Below are 21823 nucleotides of genomic sequence, written 5' to 3' on the forward strand. Positions count from 1 at the left end.
TCTACCTATACAAGATTTTTCTCAGACGCTCTTCTATCTCTTGAGGTTCCCATAAAATGCGTTTTTTGATCGTACGTTTTGTAGTCAATCGCAAAACAATTTCTAAGAGGTAAGCACCAAAAAATGCTCCTGCAACATACCATCCAACCGATGGCATCTTCTGCGATGCATACACAAGCGCCAATATTGCAGCACTAAATGCACCAATTGCAGCAAACATAACCGCAAATGTATTAGCATTGGTATATTTGATTTTGAAGCAATGACCAAGATGGACAAACCCTTGAATGAAAAGAATCACAATAGAAGCAATCGTAGCAATCTCATCAAGATCCAAAAACAAAATCATTGGCACAATAAGGAGTGCAGAAACTATAAGCCCTTCAGTAGAGTGGAATACATTATACTCATATACCTTCGGCAGCTCTCCTTTTCGTGCTAAATCATAGCTTATCTGTGTAGCTGCATAGAGACTGGCATTAATTGCACTTGTAGCGCTCACAAGTGCCACAGCAGCCATAATCTTAAATCCCCACTCTCCAAATACTGGCTTAGCAGCTTCTGCGAGTGCGTAATCTTTGGCTTTAATAACTTCGCTCAGTGGCAAGTTGCCAAGTACTGCTACCGCGGTAGCTACATAGAGAACTATCACTATTCCTATAGCAAACATCATTGCTCGAAGCATATTCTTTCTGGGGTTTTGCATATCTTCTACAGTATTGGTAATTACGCTAAATCCCTGATAAGCAAAAAAAACTAGACCTAAGGCATAGAACATATTGATAAGAGGCGGGGAGTCTTTGAGGGAGAGATAGGTAGGTTTGATGAAAAAGAGTGCAGCACTGACAAAGATCACAAGGGCAGTGAGCTTGAAAATGACAATAGCATTTTCACTTTTGGCTACAAAACTTGCACCAACGAGATTGATAAGAGTAAAGAATGCTAAGATACCAAGAGCAAAGATATTCACATACAATGGAGTAACGCCACTACTCATATACGTTGCAGCATAAGTACCAAAAGATTTACAAACCGCTGCTAGTCCTATGAGTTGAGCAAGATAGAAAAGCACCCCAGCACTACCACTAAAAAAGCCTTCGCCATACTCTTGCACCAAATACTCGATCACACCACCGCGGCTTGGATAGACAAGTGCAAGCTTGGCGAGAGAATATCCGGCAAAAAGTGCAATGAGACCACCAAGAATGAAGCTTCCTATTACTAGATTGCCAGCAATAGCACCAGCTTCACCGATGACAATAAAAATCCCAATACCAACCATTGAGCCTATACCCAAAAATACTGCACTCCATAGACCAAAAGCTTTGTTTTCCATCTATTCTCTTTTTTTGTTTTTTATATGGTATCATTTTTGCATTGGAGGTGTATATGCATAAAATACTTTTTTTAATTCTTTGTTCTTTGAGCCTCTTCGCAGCTCCTTTGCAGTTTGCAATCCAACATCCTTGGCGCATGGCTTTTTATCCTCTTACACCTACAGATACCACTGTTAAAAAAAGCACAACGTTTACCTTCACTGAAACCAATGATTATGAAAATGAAGAGCATCTCATTCTTGATTATGAACTCAGTACCCTTACTCTCACACAAACCTACAATCTAGATACAACAAAAGCAGTAACGCTCCATCTTCCTCTTTGCCAAATATGGGGAGGCTTTATGGATAAGCCCCTTGATTGGTTCCACGATGTCACAGGACTACTCAACGGAGAAGAGCATAACATTAAAGGGGACAATAGAGTCTTCATCGATTTTGGCAATATTCACCAAAATTCACCTTACGCATTCATTGGAAACGCAACTTTTGAATTTAAGCAGCTACTCCCTTGGCATCCAAAGAGTACCAATTTTGCTTATCGCGTCGGTATAAAAATCCCTACAGCTCCTAAAAGCAGTGGGTTTGGTACGAAAAAGGTTGATTATTTAGTAGGATTTATTGGAAGTTATAAAAAGTGGTTGTACAATATTGACCTCCTCTATCTTGGAAAAAATCGTATCACCAATCTAGCCAAATCTAAAAGATGGGCATATTCTCTCTATCTCTTTTATAGTTATAAAAAATGGGAAATCTCTTGGCGCTATATTAGTTCATTCTATACAAGCGATCATGACTGGTTCGATTCACCTTCACAAATCGTGAATGTTACGTATCAGTTAAATGATAGATGGAGTATTTTTGCGAGTGAAAACCTCACCCCTTTTTATGGAAGTCCCGACTTTACCATTGGTGCACAGCTAAAATTTTAAGGAGAATACATGGATAAGAAAAAATATAAAAAAGAGCTCTACCTTCTCCAAGTTGAACTTGTCAAGTTCCAACGTGAAGTCATAACTAAAGATCTCAAAGTCTGCACCATCTTTGAAGGCCGTGATGCGGCTGGAAAGGATGGAACCATCAAACGCTTTACCGAACACCTCAGCCCAAGAGAAACACGTGTTGTTGCTTTGGGAAAACCAAGTGATATCGAAAAGAAGAGCTGGTATTTTCAGCGCTATGTCCCTCACCTCCCTCATGGTGGCGAGATGGTTTTTTTCAACCGTAGCTGGTACAACCGTGCAGGTGTTGAAAAGGTGATGGGATTTTGCACCCAAGAAGAGTATGAGCGCTTCATGCAAGAGGTGCCAAATTTTGAACATCTTTTAGTGCATGATGGCATGATCTTTACAAAATATTATCTCGATATAACAAAAGAGGAGCAAAAAAAGCGCCTAGAAGAGCGCAAAAAGGATCCACTCAAACAATGGAAACTCAGTCCCATCGATCAAAAAGCACAAGAGCTGTGGAAAGAATACTCTTTGGCTCGAGATGAGATGTTTGCTAGAACTCACTTTGCCTATGCTCCCTGGTATGTAGTGAGGGCAGATGATAAGAAGGCTGCCCGCATCAATACCATAAAGCACTTTTTAAGTAAAGCAGAGTATGATGGAAAAGATGAATCACTTCTCATCTATGATCCAAACATAGTGTGTGAGTTTGATCAAGCCTGCTACGAAAAAGGGCTCATAGCCCCATAAAATTTTTCACTCATACTTCACATCCTCTATGCAAATATTTCGAATCTTTATTTAAAAGACTGTTCTCTTTGTTTTTATCTTTAAATTTTATATTAAAATTTATAATAATTTTTAATTAAAGACTATTTTTATGATTTGTAGAGAAGTTTTATAAATTCTCCGTTTAACACACTTATAAAATTTAAACAATATTTAAATAAATATATTTAAATTACTTATTTATTATCAAAATTTAAAGTAGCTATCATTTTATTTGATATTCTTATAATACTTTATAAAAAGTATATTAATTTTAGTTATTATTCAATATAATATTTTCCATAAACATTTCAAATAATAAGGAGATAGTATGAAAAAAATAGTTGCAACAATGGCTTCGTTTGCTTTGGTCTCTAATCTTTTTGCATTTACGCTATCAGATCCTATTACTACAACTACCAATCCGGTACAATTTGTCCAACAATCACATGAGACTATGCTTGATTCACAATTGGTAGAAGCAAAAAATCTCTTACAGCTTTCTCAACAACTAGTTGATTTGAGTAATTCTTATCTCAATACAATGACTCAGTTCAATAAAGATTATATCTATGCTATGTTGAGACTTTCTGATGATATTGGTAAAATGGCTGATAGAATTGGTGAAATGGCTGATAGAATTGTTCAAACAGAGGTTTTAATAGGTGAAATGGCTGATAGAATTGTAGTTGTTGCAAAAGATATTCTCAACTACTGCAACCAAACTCAACAAAATCTCTTACAAGCACAAAAAAATTTCAATGAACTCCTCATCGCACTCAAATAAAGGGCAGAAAAATAATCTGTCCTTTATTGTCTCCTCTTTGCATATTAACTGCACATAAACATTCCAAAATATATTATAAAGTACTTTTTAAGTAAAGTAGAGTATGATGGAAAAGATGAATCACTTCTCATCTATGATCCAAACATAGTGTGTGAGTTTGATCAAGCCTGCTACGAAAAAGGGCTCATAGCCCCATAAAGGAGGAGACTATGGCACAACTTGAGAGATTTATGTTCTACTACATCGATACCATCAATGAAAAGAACTTCAAAGAAGCGATAGATCTGGCTAAACAGATGCTAGAAATCTGCGAGGATGAAAGTGCACCTGTGATTGAGGGGCTCTTGAGTGCAGCAATGTCGCTAGAAAATATGAAAATAGGCGAATTTGACGAGGTAGAGGAGCTTTGGAATAGCTACGAAGAGGCCAAAAAGTTCTTGATGCCGCAAAATAGGCACTATGCTATTCTTTTAGAAACTACACTCATTCTAGAAAATACAAAAGAAGAGATAGAGAGAATAATATGATTATCGATTTTGATACATTGGAGTTAAAAGATCGCTATAAAATCATGAGTCGCACTATTATTCCGCGACCAATTGCTTGGATAGTAACTGAAGGCAAGAGCCTCAATATCGCACCTTTTAGCTACTTCATGGCTTTAAGCTCTGAACCTCCCACACTCATAGTCTCTATCGGGCACAAAAAGAACAGAGATCCCAAAGATACGCTTGCCAATATCCGCTCACAAAAACGCTGCACTATCTGCTTCGTGACACCCGAGCAGATTACCAAAATGCACCAAAGCAGCGAACCACTTCCTAGTGAAGTGAGTGAAGCGAGCCATTTTGGCATAGCAACTACAAAAATCCTCAAAGATTTTCCTCCTGTCATCGATGATTCACCTGCTGCATTTTTTTGCACACTCCACCAAGAGATAGAGCTAGGCGGCAAAACCATTCCTCTTATTTTAAAAATTGAAGAGTACTACATCAAGGATGAACTTTTTGACAAAAACTACGATTTTGATTTTCACTTTGTAGCAAGAGTAGGCAAAGAGTATAGACTCTGCGATAAAGTTATAGAACCTTAAATGCTACTTAAGTAGCACTCCTTTTCTTCTTTGTTTGCTATAGTGAATAATAAATATAAAGGAGAAAAGATGGGTGCAACAGCATGGCTTAGCAAAAAACTCCCTTCAGGCAAAATTTTGTGCGAAGCATGTGCACAAGCATGCAAACTCGATGAAGGAGAATACGGCATCTGTGGGGTAAGAAAAGTAGAAAATGGCGAACTCAAGCTCTTGGTATATGGCAAAGCAGCGGCTGTAAATGTAGACCCTGTTGAAAAAAAGCCGATGTTTCACTTCTTGCCAGATACGAAGGTCTTTTCGTTCGGAACAGTAGGATGTAACCTCAGCTGTAGTTTTTGCCAAAACTTCGATATCAGCCAATACCCACAAGAGCATGATCACAAAATATTTGGGCATGATCTTCCACCAGAAATGGCTGTAAAATTAGCCCTCGAACACGATTGCAAATCGATAGCCTACACATACAACGAGCCAATCGTCTGGTTTGAGTATAGCTACGATACTGCAAAGCTAGCGCATGAAAATGGACTCAAAAATATCTATGTTACAAGCGGTTATGAAACTCGCAAAGCGATGGATTATCTAGCACCAGTTATTGATGGTATGAATATCGATCTCAAAGCCTTTACAGATAGATTCTACAAAGAACTCTGCGGCGCAAGGCTCAAACCGGTGCTCGATGCAATCGAGTATGCGTATAAAAAGGATATCTGGATTGAGATTACAACACTCTTCATTCCTGGACAAAACGATAGCGAAGAGGAGATGCGCCAAATCGCTAACTTTATAGCAAGCATCGATACAGCAATTCCATGGCATGTGAGTGGATTTTATCCAACATATAAAATGCTCGATACCAAACCAACACCACCTGAAACGCTTCTCAAAGCCTATGAGATAGGCAAGAGTGAAGGGCTCAAATTTGTCTATGTGGGTAATTTCAATGCACCTGAATATGAAACTACCTACTGCCCATCATGCGGCTATGCAGTTATTGAGAGAAGCGGCCATATCGGAAGTCATGTAAAAAATCACCTGGAAGATGGTAGATGTCCAAAATGTAACACCTTCATTCCAGGTGTATGGAGCTAAAATCTACTCAAAAGTCTCTTAATCTTTGCAATGGTGCGATCGTGCTTGTGCACACGCCCTTGCAATACTGCATTGAGACTCGTTTTATAGAATCTACTTGTAGCTTTTTTATCAATATCGAGTACCGCCCCATTGAGACTTACTCCAGCAAATGCACCGCGACTGCGTGAATAGGAGTATATCTCTGCACTGAGCGTCAAATCTGTCGCAGCGTTTGCAGCTCTGCCTACCGGACCTATCGCCAAAGATCCATCGACTCCGAGAGTAAATCTCCCTCGCAAAAGTTTTTTGAGACTCCTTGGTGAACGAAATACAAGCACCACATCGATACTCTCCACACCAATCTGCCATCCAAAACTTCCACCATACACCTTGATAAAAACAGGATCGCTCCAGCCATGGGAATTTCTTACAAGCAAAATCCCCTCACCATATCTCCCACCAACTATAAAAGCACCTCGTAAGAGATTTGGCACTATGAGGACAGCTTTTGCTTGGTGCAAGAGCTTGTGAGGGATCTTCTTCTCACTTATATGGACAAAATCTTGCAATGCATAGAAAGAGTCCTCTAAAATCTGCTGTGGTGATGCTCCAAAAAGCCACACCGTTGTCAAAAACAAAAGAACAATCTTTTTCATGCCTCCTCCAATCTAAAACAGAATCTACTTCCCTTGCTATATTCACTCTTAATCTCTAGCTTGGATCCGTGGAGTTTGAGAATATAACTGACGATATAGAGCCCTAGCCCCATAGAATTATCCCAAGACTTTCTCACGCGGTAAAACTTCTTAGTAATCTTTTCTACCTCTTGGGCTCTTAACCCTATCCCCCTATCCTCTACACAAAACTCTCCTTCTTTGACCCAAACCCTTACAGGTAGCTCAGAATATTTAAGAGCATTGTCTATAAGGTTACTCATCGCTATTTCAATCATTGCTTTGTCCGCTTGAACAATGCTCTTTTGACAATGTAGCTCAATCTCTCTCTTTGGATACTTTTGCTGCAAAAACTCTACTACTTCACTGGCTAGCTCACACATATCAAACTGGCTCAATCTTGGCGTGAGATTGTTGTTCTCAAACTTCATAGCAAGAGCCAATCTATCAATCATATTTGCTATTTTAGAACTTGCATTATAGATTTTTTCGATAAATCGCTGCCTCACTATAGGGGGCATATGGGAGTCTTCTAGGAGAGTTTGCGCATAGCCGTTGATAATTGCTACTGGATTTTTAAACTCATGGCTAATAGCAGAGATGATCTCGTTACGCTGGCGTGAGATTTTTTTAATTTTGTTGGTAAATTTCTCTTTTTTTGCCTCACTCTTTTTGAGTTTGAGTGCCAACTGCCCCAGATGCTCTTTGATATCCACAAACTCTTTGGCAAAATCAACCGAAAAGCTTCTCGCATACTCTTTGTTTGCAATTGCATTGAAATAGTGAGCTATCTGCTGCATATTCTCTTCGATAGCTTCTTTATTTTTTGCTGCAAGGAAGAGGGCAACTAAACTAGCAAGAATATATACCCCAAAAAGCCACACCCAAAACGAATAAACCCAAAAATGCCCATAAGTAAGAGGATAAGAGAGGCGTATGATTGTATCATCAACCTCTTTAGCTACATAGAGCACATCTTTTTTGTATATATTGGAGTAGCGTACATCTACTCCCTTGCCACTGCGCACTGCATTTTGGATTTCTTGGCGCATAAAGATATTTTTTTCACCCTCTTTTGCATCACTAAAAATTACTTCACCTCTTTTGTTGATAACGAGGATATGGCCATCAAGCTTTTTGAAAATTTGTGCAAGCTGCTTGAAATCTCTGTCAACAACATCATGTGAAATAAGAGCTAATTCACGAAAAAGCAGAGCAGTATCATTTTTGATAACTATATTTTTGACGCTGTAGTAGCTTACTATTGAAGCAAGGAGAAAAAAGAGGGTAAGGAGTGCAAAAGTTTGAAGAAAAAATTTATGGCTTAGTTTTAGCATAATTTATAACCAACACCGCGTATGGATTCGATGTAGTTTTTCTCTCTATTTGGATCAATTTTTTCCTTGAGCCTCTTGATAGCCACATTGACGCTACGCTCTTGCTTCATATCACCCCAAACATGCTCTAAAAGATAGTCACGCGAGAGCACATGGCACCTATTTTTTATAAATTCAAGTAAAAGGCGGAACTCAAGATTTGTAAGGTTAACCCTCTTGCCGGCTATATAGACTTCACTCTTTTGTGGATAGATTTCGATATCTTTAAAAATAAGCTTCTCTTTTATCTCTGGTTTGGTGCGACGCAGTATCGCTTTGATGCGAAGTTTTAGCTCATTGATATTAAATGGCTTGGTGATGTAGTCGTCTGCGCCCTTTTCAAACCCCTCTTCTATATCGCTCTCACTATCTTTTGCTGTGAGGAAGATCACAGGGATGTCATACCCCTCCTCTTTCAACTGCTGCACAAACTCGCTACCCTCCACACCAGGAAGGTTGCGATCGACTATGAGCAGATCTGTACCCTCTTCATCGATGAAGTCCTTGACTCTTTTGGTATGCAAAAAGCCGATAACCTCATACTCTTTGCTTAGCTGATACTCTAACAGCTCCAAAAGATCTTGCTCATCCTCGATAATTACTATTTTTGGTTTCATCGTATAACCGATTCTATATATCCCTTTCCGTCACTTGCCCAATTGCGAATAATCTCTTTATCCTCTTTTGAAAGTTTAGCATCTTTATGCAGCCAAAGATATTGTGGCAGTGGCATAGCAAACTCTACACTGCGAAAGATCTGTTTTTTGAGCTCTTGCTTCTTTGTATCACTATACTCCTCCCATGTGCTAAAGTTGAGCGCTTTGCGTCCTTGAATAACATCGCGTCTGACCACCCAGCTCATAGGTGCAACATCAGCATACCATGGCCACTTTGTCTCATTTGAGTGGCAGTCATAGCAGCTTCGCTTAAAAATTGCCATCACCTCTTTTGGCACCTTGATCTCTTTTGAGATCTCTACTGGAGGATTTGATTTTTCATACGTTGGAATAAACTGCATAAGCCCAAAAATAACCGCCAAAGCACCCAAATACATCAAAAAACTTCTCATTCACCCCTCCGCAATTTTTTGCCTAAGTTTATCAAAGTTTAGATAATGTTGCGTATATCCACATACTCTCCGCTCGGGTATTCGAGCAGTTTAGGAAAATTATCACTCAGAAGTATTGCTGCCTCTTGGGGATCTAGTCTTTTTGACTCGGCGAGGCGCTTGACTACCGGAAATCTTTCTCGATCTGCATGCGTGAGAATATACTCCATCATAGGCGTCTGTATGAGTCCTGGAGCTAAAGCTGTGAGGTGTGTGTTTGGCATCTCTGCTGCATAGAGGCGAATGAGCATATTAAGAGCTGCTTTGCTCATGGCATAGGCATTCCACCCTCTTGCGCCACTCACACTTGCACCACTGCTTATCGCCACAACCTGCTTAATGGTCTTATATTTTAAAACATCTAGGATCACTTTATTTGCCCATACATTGAGATGCATCACCACTTCAATCTCATGGAGACTCGTCTCGCTCATATCTTTGAGCTCTCCCAATACTCCAGCATTTAAAATTGCAAGATCTAACTCATTCTCTCCTATGAGCTCTTCCACTGCTTTAGCAATTTTCTCTGTCGCATGCAGATCTAGCTGTACAAAATGGAGATTTTCAAATCCCTCAAGAGCTCTTGGCAAGATCCTGCTTATGGCATAGACCTCCTCACCAGCTTCTACGTAGAACTTTGCCAATGCTTCTCCCAATCCACTGCCAATACCTGTGATAAAGACTTTCACACTCTCTCCTTAATCTATTTGAATATTTTTTCTATGGTAGCGCTGTACAATTTCTGGGTCTGGATGAAGTGAGACTTTTGCTTTCTCTTTGCCATCATATGGTATATGTGCAAGCACATAACGAATCGACTCAAGACGCGCTAACTTTTTATTATTAGAATTAACAATAATCCAGGGACTATAGGAAGTATGTGTACGGCTAAACATCTCCTCTTTGTAGTGCGTTATCTCATCCCAAAGCTCCTGGGCTTTCATATCCACCGGACTCAACTTCCACTGCTTGAGAGGATTTCTCATACGCTCCTCAAAGCGCCTCTTTTGCGTCTCTTTGGAGATTGAGAACCAAAACTTAATGAGAATAATCCCATCATCAATGAGAGCATGCTCAATCTCAGGTACCTCCATCATAAACTTCTCATACTGCTCTTTTGTACAAAACCCATACACTGGCTCTACAATTGCGCGGTTATACCAGCTGCGGTCAAAGAATGCGATCTCTCCTGGATTTGGCAGATGCTGAAAATAGCGCTGAAAATAAAACTGCCCCTTTTCAACTTCAGTAGGAGCTGGCAGTGCCACTACGCGATACTTTCTGGGATTGAGATGCATTGTAAAGCGCTTAATTGCTCCACCCTTGCCTGCCGCATCACGTCCTTCAAAGATAATCATAAGCCGTCTTTTATTCTCATAAATCCAGTTCTGCATTTTAATAAGCTCTATCTGCAATCTTGTTAATTCATCTTCATACTTAACATATTCTATCGCTTTTTTGAGCTTTTTCTTCTTTACAAGCTGCCTCAGGCCTTTTTGGGTTCGCAAAAGATGAAATTGCTGCTCAAGGTCTTCCAATTTTTCTTTGAGATCTGGATTCTGGATACGCTCTTTTAAGTAGTAGATATCTTCAAAAACACTCTTCATGCTACTCCTTTTTTTTTGATTATAAAACCTTGTGGCTTTAATTTTCTTAAGCAGAAGAGCAAAATTACGATAATATAGTATTATGAGAAGTTAGAATTATAAAAAGTATAAATATGAAAAAGTGGTCAATTTTATTAATAATTGTTATATTTATGGCGGGCTGCTCGAAGCAGTACCAGCCAACAATAAGACTTGGTCTTGTAAGCTGGATAGGGTATAGCCCACTCTATATTGCTGAAGCAAAAGGGTGGCTGCCAAAAAACATTCGCATTGTCGACTTTCCATCCAATTATGACATTATCGATGCTATGAAGCTCGATACTCTTGAAGCATCATCTTTGACACTTGATGAGATGCTTATGCATCATAAGGATCTTGCAGACTACAGGGCTATTTGGCTTATTGACTACTCTAATGGTGCTGATGCATTGTTAGCTGCTCCAAATATCAAAAATCTTCAAGATCTTAAGGGCAAAAGAGTTGCGTATGAGCCCCAAAGCGTGCAGGAGTTTCTTTTGGAGCGAGCATTGCAAAAAGCACATCTCTCATATAATGATATTATTTTAAAACCTGTAAAATATGATCAGGTTTTGCAAGCCTGGAACAGACATGAAATAGATGCCGCAGCCACATTTGAACCTCTCAAGAGTGATCTTTATCGCCAAGGTATGCATACGGTTTTCGATAGTAGTCAAATTCCTTATGAGATAGTTTATCTCCTTGTTGTCAAAAAGAGTGAGCTCGATCGTGACACAATAGCAGCACTCATAAAAGCCTATAACAAAGGTTTGCGCTTTATACGGCGTAAACCTAGCGACTCTTATGAGATTATTGGCCACTATTTGCATATTACACCAAATGAGGTACAAAAAGCTCTCAAGGGAGTGCATCTTTTAGGATGCAAAGAGAACTATGATGCGATAAACAAGCAAAATATACTACGAAACTCCTATAATACCGTTATGGATTTTTTACTCCAGCAAGGATATATACACAAAAAACCTCATCTTCATGAAGTCTTCTCTTTCGCTTATATGCAAAGGTGCAAAAAAAGATGAAAAAACTTTTTGAATCTCTCTATGTACAGCTTGCTATTACTTTTGCACTCTTTTTTGTCTCCTTTTTCATAATCTATGCAATATTTTCAAGCTACTCAAAAAATATCGCCTTCAACCAGGCCTTTGATACAAACAAAGAGAATATCTTTTTGCTCAAAAGTTTTATCGAAGAGCGATCGCTCCAAAAAGATGCCACTTTAATAGAGCGGGAGTTGATACGCTTTGCTACAAGGCGCTATTTGAATAAAATTATACTCTTTGACAAGAGGCAACAAATTCTTTATGCAAACAGGAAGATATGGATTGGCCAGCCTATAGATCAATTTGTCCCCCTCCAAGAGCTGAAAATATTGTCGCAAGCAATCAATCATGAAAGGTTTAAATTTCATAGAGTCAAAGATCAAATCTATAGCCTAATTCCTCTCTCGTATCTCTACAATCCCATAACAAAGAAAATAGCAAAAGGCTATCTCTATATCGAGCTTGATTTTTCATCTTTGATGCAGCAGATTGATAGGGTAATGCGAGAAGCTTTTTTAGTTCTCTATCTCATTATAACACTCCTCTTTTTATTCTACTTTTTTCTTAGCTATAGAACTTTTATCAAAAAATATGAAAAACTAAGCTCCCTGCTACTGCCTCAAAAACAAAAGTCACAATTTTTCACTTCCATCGATGAGCTCATTGCAGCACAAAGCAGCGCAATTGAGAAAATGGCAATGATGCATAAAGTGATACAAAACAGCACAGATGGTGTCTTGATCACTGATGATAAAAAGAGAATTCTTACTATCAATCCAGCTTTTGAAAAGATTACAGGCTTTCAAGAAGCAGAGATTACAGGCAGAAAACCTGAAGATTTTTTAAAGTCAAATCTCATGAACCAAAACTTCTACGAAAATATGTGGCATTCACTCAATAAAAATGGACGATGGTCTGGTGAGATAATAGATAAGAGAAAAGATGGTTCAAATATCACCTTGTGGCAAACTATCTTCACAATCACCGATCCGAGCTCTGGCAAAATTACAAATTATGTCTCCATCATCAAAGATATCTCTGAGCTAGCCAAAAAACAAGAGGAGATTAGAAAATTGGCACTTTTTGATATACTCACGGATCTACCTAATCGTGCTCACTTTTTGCAAAGACTTGATGAGCTTGTAGCTCTTAACAAACGCCATCCGCTCCCTTTTGCTCTCCTTTTTATCGATATTGATAATTTCAAAGACATTAATGATACATTAGGGCACGATAGTGGTGACCAGCTCTTGCAGCAGTTTGCTATACGCGTTGCCAAGCAAATACGCCAAGAGGATGTTTTGGCGCGCTATGGAGGAGATGAGTTTGTTGTAATAGCTCCTTATATCAACAATGCGCAAACTGCTTTGGAGTTTTCCTGTCGTATTCGTGAAGCTCTCAAAGAGCCATTTGTTATAAATGGACAGCATCTTCAAGTCTATATCAGTATAGGTATAGCCCTCTTTCCATATGATGCAAAAGATGCCAAAGAGCTTCTCAAAGGTGCTGATATTGCACTCTATAAAGCCAAAGAGCAAAAAGATAGATGTATTCTTTTTGAAGAGAAAATGCAAAAACAAGCATTAGAAAATATTACGCTCAAGCAAGATCTTGAAAAAGCGATAAACTCTCGCGATCAACTTACTCTTTATCTACAACCAAAAATTGATTTGCATACCAATAAAATAGTAGGCTTCGAAGCACTTTTACGTTGGTTTCATCCCAAAAAGGGGCTTATTACGCCAGATAAATTCATCCCTCTTGCAGAAGAGGGTCATCTCATAGTACCTCTAACGGAGTGGATTTTTGGGCATACCAATGAGATATTGCAAAACTTTGAAAAAAATAAAATCTCTACATCTGTAGCTATCAATATTTCAGCGAAACATTTTGTGCTCAGTAATCTCCAATCCCATATCTCCGGCCATATTGACACTCAGTTTATAAAAAATAAAAATATAGAGATTGAGATCACAGAAAGTGCTATTATGGATAATGTCAATCTTGCTATTAAACAGCTCAATGCACTTCACGATATGGGTATTAAGATTGCACTCGATGACTTTGGTACTGGCTACTCATCTTTGCAATATCTTAAAAACTTCCCGATTGATATTATCAAAATAGATCGCAATTTTATCAATAAAATCCCGCACGACGAAAAGGATTTGGCAATTATAAAAAGTACTGTTGCTATAGCACAAACGCTAGGTATGCAAAGTCTTGCAGAGGGCATAGAGACCAAGGAGCAGTTAGAGACTGTCAAACACTTTGGCGTAGATCTCGCACAAGGATACTATTTTGCAAAACCTATGCCATTTGAGGAGACATTGGAGTTTATAAGATCTTGGAGAGCTACGTAGAGATCGTTTAACACCGTGTAAAAATCTGCTTTGCCCTCTTGTACCTTGTCCATGAGCCCTTCAAGCTCGCGGGTATAGCGCTCGTTGACAAAAGCATAACTCTTTGGATCATTCCTTAGCTCTTCATAGACTTGGGTGCCAAGCTTCGTTGCATACAAAACTCCTCTACGCTGCACAATATAGTGGCGCTCTTCAAGTTTTTCTATTGTTATTGCATAAGTCGAGGGACGACCAATTCCACGCTCTTTCATCATACGTATTACTTCGGCATAACTGTAACGGGGTACTTTTGGACGTGTAATAAGTTCTTTTTCTACACTATATCTTCCCTCTTGAAGCGTATGAATAGCAATTGGAACAATAAGATCAATTCCATGTTTTACAATTTTGCTAAAAAAACCTACCTCTGTAGTTTTATCTAGGGCTTGTACCTGAGCATGTACCTCTTCTACAACTGCAGGACGCATCTGTGAAGCAATGAAGTTACGAAAGATCAGATCATAGAGGCGCAGATGATGTGGAGTTAGTGTGCTGTTTTGCAGTTGCAAAAACTCTTGCAGATCCTCTGCATCCATTGGACGTGTTGGGCGTATTGCCTCATGCGCGCCACCGTCTTTGGCATGTGTATGCGGGGAGAAATACTCCTCTCCAAAATGAGAGAGTATATACTCTTTTGCTACATTTATTCCGGCTGGACTTACACGAATAGAATCGGTGCGGTGGTATGTGATAAACCCGGCCTCAAAGAGATCCTGGGCTAGCTGCATAGTCTTTTGCGGAGAAAAATGGAGCTCATTTGAAGCTGCATAGAGCATGGCATCAGTAGAAAAAGGTGAGCGAAAGAGCTCTTTTTGTTCTATGTTGCTTACCCTTACTACAACTTCTTGCAGCTTATCGAAAAAATCCTGCGCCTCCTGTTTTTTTTCAAAAATAAATGCAGCCTCCAATCCTCCAAATCGTACTTTTATTTCATAAACCTTTTGCTTCGCTTCATACTCTCTTAGGACTATCCACTCAAGTACCGCACTCTGTACACGTCCCGCACTGAGCCATTTTTTGCCTAGACTCTTTTGAAGACGTTGAGAAATACTAAAGCCTATCCATCTGTCTGCAATACGCCGCACTAGTTGCGCTTTGACAAGATTTTCGTCAAATTTTCTTGGATTATCGAGGGCTGCATCAAACGCCCATCGGGTTACTTCATGAAACTCTGCTCGTTTGATATTGCCATTGAAAGGACGAATATTTAGGCACAAATCATAGCTGATCTTCTCTCCTTCAGTGTCCGGATCTGTAGCAATATAGAGCTCTTTGACTTCATATCCCAAATGGCGCAAAGTTTTGATAATTTCCAACCTATTTTCGTCAAGAGGCTCAAAAAGCGGAATAAAGTGCTCTTGTTTTAAAACGCCATATATTCCCTCTTGCTTCTCAAGATCTACCACATGTCCCTTTGAGGCTGCAATAGAGAGCATTTTACCCTCGCGCGCCACTTCATAGACTCTTACTCCCGGCAGATCCCTTACCATTGGTCTACCATAAAAATTGGCAATTGTACGGGCTTTATTGGGTGATTCTACAACAATCAAAGAAGTAGTAAAAAACTCTTGCTTTTCTTGCAGCTTTCCTTCTAAAGCTAATCTTATCTTCTTTCTGTCCTGATCGATTTGCGCAAAGATTGCTTGCAAATCAACCTCATCTGCCCTTTTAAAAACTATATCTTGGCTAAACCATCGTACCTTCTTTTGCAGACTATGAAAAGCTTTTTGACTATCAACCAAAAGATAGCTCAAACCTTTGCTCAGTCCTCCTACATAGAGCCTGCTTGTACGACCACTTGCTTGAATATACCCTGTCACATCAGCAGTAATAAGTTTGAAGCTATCCCCCTTCTTATAAATAGAGACATCAGGATTTTGGTTAATTTTTTTAATAACAGTATCTGTAAGAATCTCGTTGATGCGTCTATAGATTGCACTAATATGCTCCTTTGCCTTTTGTGTTAGACGCTCAGCAGGAATCCTATAGACTTTTTCCAGATATTTCACAAATCCTACCACCTCATCAAAAAAAGGCTCACCTTTTATTGCACCTATTAGTGCAAGCAAGAAGTAGTAAAGAGTACTATGTTTTGTCAAATCTAGATAGAATTCAAGCTTTGGTACTCCGACAAAAAGTGCATAACGTATAATATCTGGCATATCAATACCGCGTGCCAGTGGGTTACGATAACTTGCAAATCCAACTAATACCTGCACATCTCCTCGTCTATATGCCTCCACATCAAATTTCTCATAACTTTGTGCTTTAATACCTTTTTGCTCCAAAAACTCTACAAATTCCTGGAGGTTCTCTTTCTTTTTGTTACCAGGCAAAAAAACAAGTCCACCATTACCAAACTTTTTGAGCAACTCTACAGCACGGTTTTTTATATCTTGTGGTTCTTCATAGATATCTTCTACATTTCTTATGGTAAGAGATGGTCTGCTCACCTCAAATCCCAACAACTCACGAAAGAGTCCTACACGGCGACTTTTCGGATTTGCTGTAGCACTTGAGACGATAAGTTGAGCTTTGGCATGTGTACGGATTTGTTTTATCTGTTCTTGCCATGTAGTAAATTCTTCTGGTTTTAAAGCTCTTTTGCTTTTGAGATCGATAAACTCCATCGCCCTATCGATATCCTTTTGGCTAAAGCCTAAAAGCATCATCACCTTATCAATATTGCGGGCAGATTTGAGTATACTATCTACATCATCGATAAAAACGAAACCAAATTCTTTTGGAATATTATTAAAATTTTTATACATAAAGTTAGTGGTAGTAATTAAAATATCAAACTCACCTTCAAATATACGCCTCTTTGCTTCATCGCGCTGCTTTTTTGATAAACGTGAATCATAATAAACCGGCTCGATTCCTAGCTTTTGTACTCTCTCAACAGCCTGATTGACAAGAAGTTGTGTCGGGAAGAGAAGATAACTCTTTGTTTTTAAATTTATTTTTAAAAATGCTGCAAGACTCAGACCAAAAGTTGTCTTGCCTACACCTGTTGGAGCAAGGAGAGCAAAGGAGTGACCAAGAAAGAAGCGTTTTGCCCAACTATGCTGAATCTGACGAAGAGCAAAACCATTTTTATGTTTAAAAAACTCTTCAAAAAGCTTCTCTTGTTCACTGATTTTACAGATTTTAAGGTATTCCCCCTCTTGTAAAACCTCGCAAGGATCCCCAGCTTGCGGCATACATCGCTCACACATCAGTCCTTGTGCAAGCCTTTGGCTACTAATTGTCCCGCCACAATTGGGGCATAGATCTTTATAGTAGAGATCTATCACTATTTCCCTTGCCCGTCAAGATACTCTTTGATTTCATGTAATAGCTGCGCAGGTGTTTTTATCGGATACATGAGATTTTTTGCAACCTCTGCACCATCAATTCCTTTAATTTGAATCCCGGCAAGACGCTTTTCGAGCAATTTGCTATCCATGATAGGATAGTCGATGCCTTTAGAGTGTTTGAGCACAAGATATGCCCACGGACTCTCACAGCTTGCAGCTTTGAGAGATTCTGCGGCCATAGAATGGCAAAAATCGAGTAGTGTTTGAGAATCTTGACCCTCTTTGACAAGTTTATATGCCAATTTCGCTACACCGCCAGCAGTATGGACTTTGAGTTCCTTTTTCTCTTCTGGAGTCAGCTCATCCATATGCTCTATTTTATACATTGCCTGATCTGGATCAGCGCGTAAGATGTTGCGCACAGTATTGCGCGTAAGACCAACATACTCAGCAATATCATCTTCAGATTTGAGATACTCCTCACGCAAAACTATCGCAAACGCAGCACGAGCAAGGCTTGGTAGCCATGTCAGGGTGCGAAACTCAGCAAGTTTTTTGAGACCTCCAAGCAGATCGATTGATTTGAAAAATACACGCTCAACAAGTCTTTCTAATCCTTTTTCATCGATATCGAGTCCACTTCCTGTAAGTATAATCATGTTAACCTCCTATTGGTCCTAAAATTTTGACAATTCCTGTCTCGGTAATCTCCATAAAATGCGTCTTTGTATCATGTCCACTCATACGACATCCATCGATACGAAAAAGACGCACCAAATCGCCTAGTTGTGCTTTATACATTCTTGCAGCGTACTGACTTGTAATAAGCTCTTTGGCAACTACCATAGTTCCATCGACAATATGCCCAACCGCATATCCACCAGCTGCTTCAGCGCTCAGCTCTTCGTGCCCACTGCGCTTCTGGCTGATAAATATTGCTGTTTGATACCATTTTTTCATAAAGTTAAAGACTCTTCTTACAATCGCTCGCGCCATCATCTCTTTATTCTCAAATAGACCCGTGATCGAGTCGATGACAGTATAGTTGATCTTATACTCTTTGATCGCATAGGCGAGTGTCGCCAAAAGATCTGGAATATTTTCTCTCAATTTCCCATGACTTGCAGCATCAATGAGAATAATATTATCTTCAAAATCATCGAAGTTGTATCCCATAGCCAGTGCGCGATACTTAATTGAAGAGATTACAAAGTTTGCTGGCGTCTCAACAGTAATAAATGCAACCTTTTCGCCTTTTCTGGCTTGTTCTACAGCAAACTGCTCAGCCATGAGGCTTTTTCCTGTATCACTTACTCCTGTAATATTAAAGACACTATATTTTGGTATCCCGCCAAGTGATACCTGCTTGAGTTTACCCTTTTCTTCCTTGACAGTGAAGAAAAGGTCATCAAGCCCCTCTATGCCTGTTGGTACACCTGTAATCTTGGGAGCCTTTTTGAGCGCCTCGCTTCCTACAAAGATACTCTCTTTGATAACTTCTGGCTCACTGTAATAGCTAGGATATGGACTATTTTGTGTGATATTTTCTGCCATACTCCCTCCTTTTTGTTATCTTAGCAAAAAAACCTCATATCTATTGCTATTTTTGTATCACAAGATTTGCACAATTGGTTATAATTTTTAAAAATTTTACAAAGAGCTATCATGGAACATATCCACCATTCATCCAATCCACTCATCAAACATCTTGTCAACAGCTTGCGCGATACTACAATCTCGCCTGCATTTTTTCGCAAAAATCTTGCACTCATAGCGCAAAATCTCCTCTTAGAAGCTGCACATCTCTTGCCTCAAACCACAAAACAGATCACTACCTGGCAAGGAGAAAATTCATTTAGCTTCATTGATCAGCGTCAGATTGTCTGCATACCGATACTTCGCGCCGGGATTCCCATGATGGATGGCGTTTTAGAACTCTTACCAGAGATCCAAGCTGGCTTTTTAGCAATGAAAAGAGATGAAAAAACTTTTAAGCCTACTATTTTTTACAAACGTTTCCCCTCTTTAGCAAATAAAATAATCATTATCGTCGATCCCATGGTAGCAACGGGCGGAAGCCTCATCGATGCGATTTCGCTTATCAAAGAAGAAAACCCAGCTCATATTATCTCACTCAATCTCATTGCGGCTCCAGAAGGTCTGCATGCTGTCTCAAAAACTCACAGTGATGTATCGATCTTCATAGCCCAGATTGATGACCATCTCAATGCCAAAAAATATATTATTCCTGGACTGGGAGATGCTGGTGATAGAGCCTACAACACTGAAGGATAAAAATGGAAAAACTGCTCCAAGAAACAATTACAAAGAGGCGATACTATCTCGATCTACGCAACAAAGATCTCCAAGAGATCCCCCAAGAAGTAGCTACAATGGACTTCTTAGAAAATATCGCTCTTTCGCACAATCAAATATATGATATCTCTCTTTTAGCTCATATTCCCCAGCTACGCAAGGTTGCCCTTACCAATAATTGCATCAAAGGCCTTACTCCACTTCAAAATTTCAACAACCTCAAATATCTCTTCATTGGCAACAATTGCATAAGTGATCTTACGCCCTTGCAAGATCTTCCAAAACTCAAAAAACTTGTTGCACATAACAATCACATAGCTGATCTGACACCTGTTGCAAAGATGCAAAATCTTGTATACCTTGATATCTCCCACAATCCCTTAGCTTCAATTGAACCTCTAAAAAGGTGCAAAAATCTACGCTATTTGCGAGCTTATGGACTAGAAAAATTTGTAGAAGAGCTTCACAGTCTCAAAAGAGAGCTACCAAATCTCTATGTTCTTGATATGTAAATTTTGATCGTTTACTTGTCACCCTTTTGTTAAAATCTTAGATAAGATGACACAAAGGAGTAACATGACAAAAATAGTTGCCACATTAGGACCAAGCTCGCAAGATAAAATTGATAAACTGATCAAATCAGGTGTTAACGTTTTTCGTCTTAACTTTAGCCATGCAGACCATAACATTCATAAAAAAGCAATTAATAAAATAAGAGAGACTGCAAAAAAACTTGGAAGCAAAACAGCAATTTTACAAGATATTAGCGGACCAAAGATTCGTATAGGTGAAATTGATGGGATCTTAGAACTCAACAAAGGCGATAAAATCCGTCTTGTCAAAGACCAACCTACTTCAAAATATGACCTTACCCTAAGCTTTCCTGAAATAATTGATGATTTGCAAGTAGGAGAATATGTCTTCTTTGCTGATGGCACTATCAGAGCAAAAGTAGTAGAGAAAGACCCTCATAGTGCTACTCTCATAGTTAAAAATGCAGGAGTCCTCTCTAGTCGAAAAGGTGTTAATTTCCCTCACTCCAATCTGAGCCTCAGTGCTATTACACCAAAAGATGAAAAGGATTTGCGCTTTGGTGCAAAAGAGGGAATCGATATAGTAGCGATAAGCTTTGTAAATAGTGCACAAGATATCCAAAAAGCTCGCGAAATTTTGCGCCAAGAGGGAGCAAATCCTTGGATAGTTGCCAAGATAGAAACAAAAAAAGCGGTAGAAAATCTTGCATCCATCTTACAAGCCAGTGACGGAGTAATGGTAGCACGAGGAGATTTGGGCATTGAAGTGGGAATCGAGAAGGTTCCTGTCATACAAAAACGTATCATCAAAGAAGCAAATCGTCTCGGAAAACCTGTCATCACTGCAACGCAGATGCTCCTTTCAATGGTCAACTCACCATTTCCAACCCGTGCGGAAGTAAGCGATGTGGCTAATGCAGTGATGGATGGAAGTGATGCAGTCATGCTCAGTGATGAGACAACAGTGGGCAAATATCCGATTGAAGCTGTAGAAACACTCCGTAAAGTAATCAAAGAGACTATGAGTATCTACCCATTTTACAAGCGCTATGAGGGCAAAGATGTCGATGCAATTGCAGGAAGCGTAGCAGACCTTTGTAAATCTATCGCTCCAAAAGCAATCGTCTCTTTTACAAGTAGCGGAACAACTGTCAAAAGTATAGCCAAATATCGCCCCCAAGCCCCTATCATCGCTGTCACACATGATAAAAAAACTTCGCATAAACTCTCGCTAGTATGGGGTGTGCAAGAGATTTTAGAAATGCCAAAAATCAAAAATCCAGAAAACCTTATTCAGAAATTTCTTGATGTCGCACAAAGAGAAAAGATTATAGCACCAGGTGATACAATCATCCTCACAATGGGAAGTATTGTCGGCAAAGAGGGAACAACCAATATGATACGGGTCGTTGAAGTATAAG

General features: G+C 39.3%; 21 protein-coding genes. 11 read left to right on the forward strand and 10 right to left on the reverse strand.

All coding sequences use genetic code 11. From position 1 onward, the window contains the following. Nucleotide 1: 1 nt before the first annotated feature. Complete coding sequence (locus JG734_RS08725; RefSeq protein ID WP_201332907.1) at nt 2–1336, reverse strand: APC family permease; 1335 nt, start codon at nt 1334–1336, stop codon at nt 2–4. 53 nt (nt 1337–1389) lie between these two features. On the opposite strand from JG734_RS08725, the gene JG734_RS08730 reads away from it, so the two are divergent. The 6 genes from JG734_RS08730 (at nt 1390) to amrS (ending at nt 6026) form a co-directional block, all read left to right on the forward strand. After that, nucleotides 1390–2268: a DUF3187 family protein gene (locus tag JG734_RS08730; RefSeq protein WP_201332908.1), complete on the forward strand. Its 879-nt coding sequence runs from the start codon at nt 1390–1392 to the stop codon at nt 2266–2268. A 9-nt stretch (nt 2269–2277) separates the two neighbouring features. Further along, the gene (gene ppk2 / locus JG734_RS08735; RefSeq protein WP_201332909.1) at nt 2278–3036 is read left to right on the forward strand and encodes a polyphosphate kinase 2; all 759 of its coding nucleotides are present in this window, start codon (nt 2278–2280) and stop codon (nt 3034–3036) included. 349 nt (nt 3037–3385) lie between these two features. Continuing rightward, nucleotides 3386–3841, forward strand: coding sequence for a hypothetical protein (locus JG734_RS08740; RefSeq protein ID WP_201332910.1), 456 nt, complete (start codon nt 3386–3388; stop codon nt 3839–3841). Nucleotides 3842–4050: 209 nt separating this feature from the next. Next, complete coding sequence (locus JG734_RS08745; RefSeq protein WP_201332911.1) at nt 4051–4368, forward strand: hypothetical protein; 318 nt, start codon at nt 4051–4053, stop codon at nt 4366–4368. Next, the gene (locus JG734_RS08750) at nt 4365–4934 is read left to right on the forward strand and encodes a flavin reductase family protein (protein WP_201332912.1); all 570 of its coding nucleotides are present in this window, start codon (nt 4365–4367) and stop codon (nt 4932–4934) included. Before JG734_RS08745 ends, JG734_RS08750 begins: the two co-directional genes overlap by 4 nt. 69 nt (nt 4935–5003) lie before the next feature. Next, entirely contained in the window at nt 5004–6026 is a 1023-nt protein-coding gene (gene amrS / locus JG734_RS08755) for an AmmeMemoRadiSam system radical SAM enzyme (RefSeq protein WP_201332913.1), read from the forward strand. Here the strand turns inward: amrS and JG734_RS08760 are convergent. From JG734_RS08760 to ppk2 (JG734_RS08785), 6 genes are read right to left on the reverse strand one after another with little or no spacing between them, the layout of a single operon-like run. Beyond that, on the reverse strand, nt 6023–6664 hold the full coding sequence (locus JG734_RS08760; RefSeq protein WP_201332914.1) for a lipid-binding SYLF domain-containing protein: 642 nt from the start codon (nt 6662–6664) through the stop codon (nt 6023–6025). The two genes, amrS and JG734_RS08760, sit on opposite strands and share 4 nt — an antisense overlap. Further along, nucleotides 6661–8019 (reverse strand): sensor histidine kinase KdpD, encoded by a 1359-nt coding sequence (locus JG734_RS08765; protein WP_201332915.1) that lies wholly within the window; start codon nt 8017–8019, stop codon nt 6661–6663. The genes JG734_RS08760 and JG734_RS08765 overlap by 4 nt, the downstream gene beginning before the upstream one ends. Next, on the reverse strand, nt 8013–8675 hold the full coding sequence (locus JG734_RS08770) for a response regulator transcription factor (RefSeq protein ID WP_201332916.1): 663 nt from the start codon (nt 8673–8675) through the stop codon (nt 8013–8015). The genes JG734_RS08765 and JG734_RS08770 overlap by 7 nt, the downstream gene beginning before the upstream one ends. After that, on the reverse strand, nt 8672–9127 hold the full coding sequence (locus JG734_RS08775; protein ID WP_201332917.1) for a heme-binding domain-containing protein: 456 nt from the start codon (nt 9125–9127) through the stop codon (nt 8672–8674). Before JG734_RS08775 ends, JG734_RS08770 begins: the two co-directional genes overlap by 4 nt. A gap of 38 nt (nt 9128–9165) precedes the next feature. Further along, nucleotides 9166–9855, reverse strand: a complete 690-nt coding sequence (locus JG734_RS08780) for an SDR family NAD(P)-dependent oxidoreductase (RefSeq protein WP_201332918.1) — start codon at nt 9853–9855, stop codon at nt 9166–9168. Between the two features lie 9 nt (nt 9856–9864). Next, nucleotides 9865–10773, reverse strand: coding sequence for a polyphosphate kinase 2 (ppk2, locus tag JG734_RS08785; protein WP_201332919.1), 909 nt, complete (start codon nt 10771–10773; stop codon nt 9865–9867). A 113-nt stretch (nt 10774–10886) separates the two neighbouring features. Between ppk2 (JG734_RS08785) and JG734_RS08790 the strand changes: the two genes are divergently transcribed. Both JG734_RS08790 and JG734_RS08795 read left to right on the forward strand, forming a co-directional pair. Then, nucleotides 10887–11831, forward strand: a complete 945-nt coding sequence (locus JG734_RS08790) for an ABC transporter substrate-binding protein (protein WP_201332920.1) — start codon at nt 10887–10889, stop codon at nt 11829–11831. Then, nucleotides 11828–14215: a bifunctional diguanylate cyclase/phosphodiesterase gene (locus JG734_RS08795; protein WP_201332921.1), complete on the forward strand. Its 2388-nt coding sequence runs from the start codon at nt 11828–11830 to the stop codon at nt 14213–14215. The genes JG734_RS08790 and JG734_RS08795 overlap by 4 nt, the downstream gene beginning before the upstream one ends. On the opposite strand, the gene rgy is transcribed toward JG734_RS08795, so the two are convergent. From rgy to JG734_RS08810, 3 genes are read right to left on the reverse strand one after another with little or no spacing between them, the layout of a single operon-like run. Further along, nucleotides 14149–17550 (reverse strand): reverse gyrase, encoded by a 3402-nt coding sequence (gene rgy / locus JG734_RS08800; protein ID WP_201332922.1) that lies wholly within the window; start codon nt 17548–17550, stop codon nt 14149–14151. The two genes, JG734_RS08795 and rgy, sit on opposite strands and share 67 nt — an antisense overlap. Next, nucleotides 17550–18212 (reverse strand): bacterio-opsin activator, encoded by a 663-nt coding sequence (locus tag JG734_RS08805; RefSeq protein ID WP_201332923.1) that lies wholly within the window; start codon nt 18210–18212, stop codon nt 17550–17552. The genes rgy and JG734_RS08805 overlap by 1 nt, the downstream gene beginning before the upstream one ends. Before the next feature lies 1 nt (nt 18213). Beyond that, complete coding sequence (locus tag JG734_RS08810; RefSeq protein ID WP_236586909.1) at nt 18214–19107, reverse strand: KaiC domain-containing protein; 894 nt, start codon at nt 19105–19107, stop codon at nt 18214–18216. Between the two features lie 111 nt (nt 19108–19218). Between JG734_RS08810 and upp the strand changes: the two genes are divergently transcribed. The 3 genes from upp to pyk all read left to right on the forward strand — a co-directional run bounded on the left by upp (nt 19219) and on the right by pyk (nt 21822). Continuing rightward, nucleotides 19219–19848: a uracil phosphoribosyltransferase gene (gene upp, locus JG734_RS08815; RefSeq protein WP_201332924.1), complete on the forward strand. Its 630-nt coding sequence runs from the start codon at nt 19219–19221 to the stop codon at nt 19846–19848. A 2-nt stretch (nt 19849–19850) separates the two neighbouring features. Continuing rightward, nucleotides 19851–20381 (forward strand): leucine-rich repeat domain-containing protein, encoded by a 531-nt coding sequence (locus tag JG734_RS08820; protein ID WP_201332925.1) that lies wholly within the window; start codon nt 19851–19853, stop codon nt 20379–20381. 64 nt (nt 20382–20445) lie between these two features. Then, nucleotides 20446–21822 (forward strand): pyruvate kinase, encoded by a 1377-nt coding sequence (gene pyk, locus JG734_RS08825; RefSeq protein ID WP_201332926.1) that lies wholly within the window; start codon nt 20446–20448, stop codon nt 21820–21822. The last annotated feature ends 1 nt before the right edge of the window (nt 21823 follow it).

This window comes from Nitratiruptor sp. YY09-18 (genome assembly GCF_016593235.1).
Taxonomy (GTDB): Bacteria; Campylobacterota; Campylobacteria; order Campylobacterales; family Nitratiruptoraceae; genus Nitratiruptor.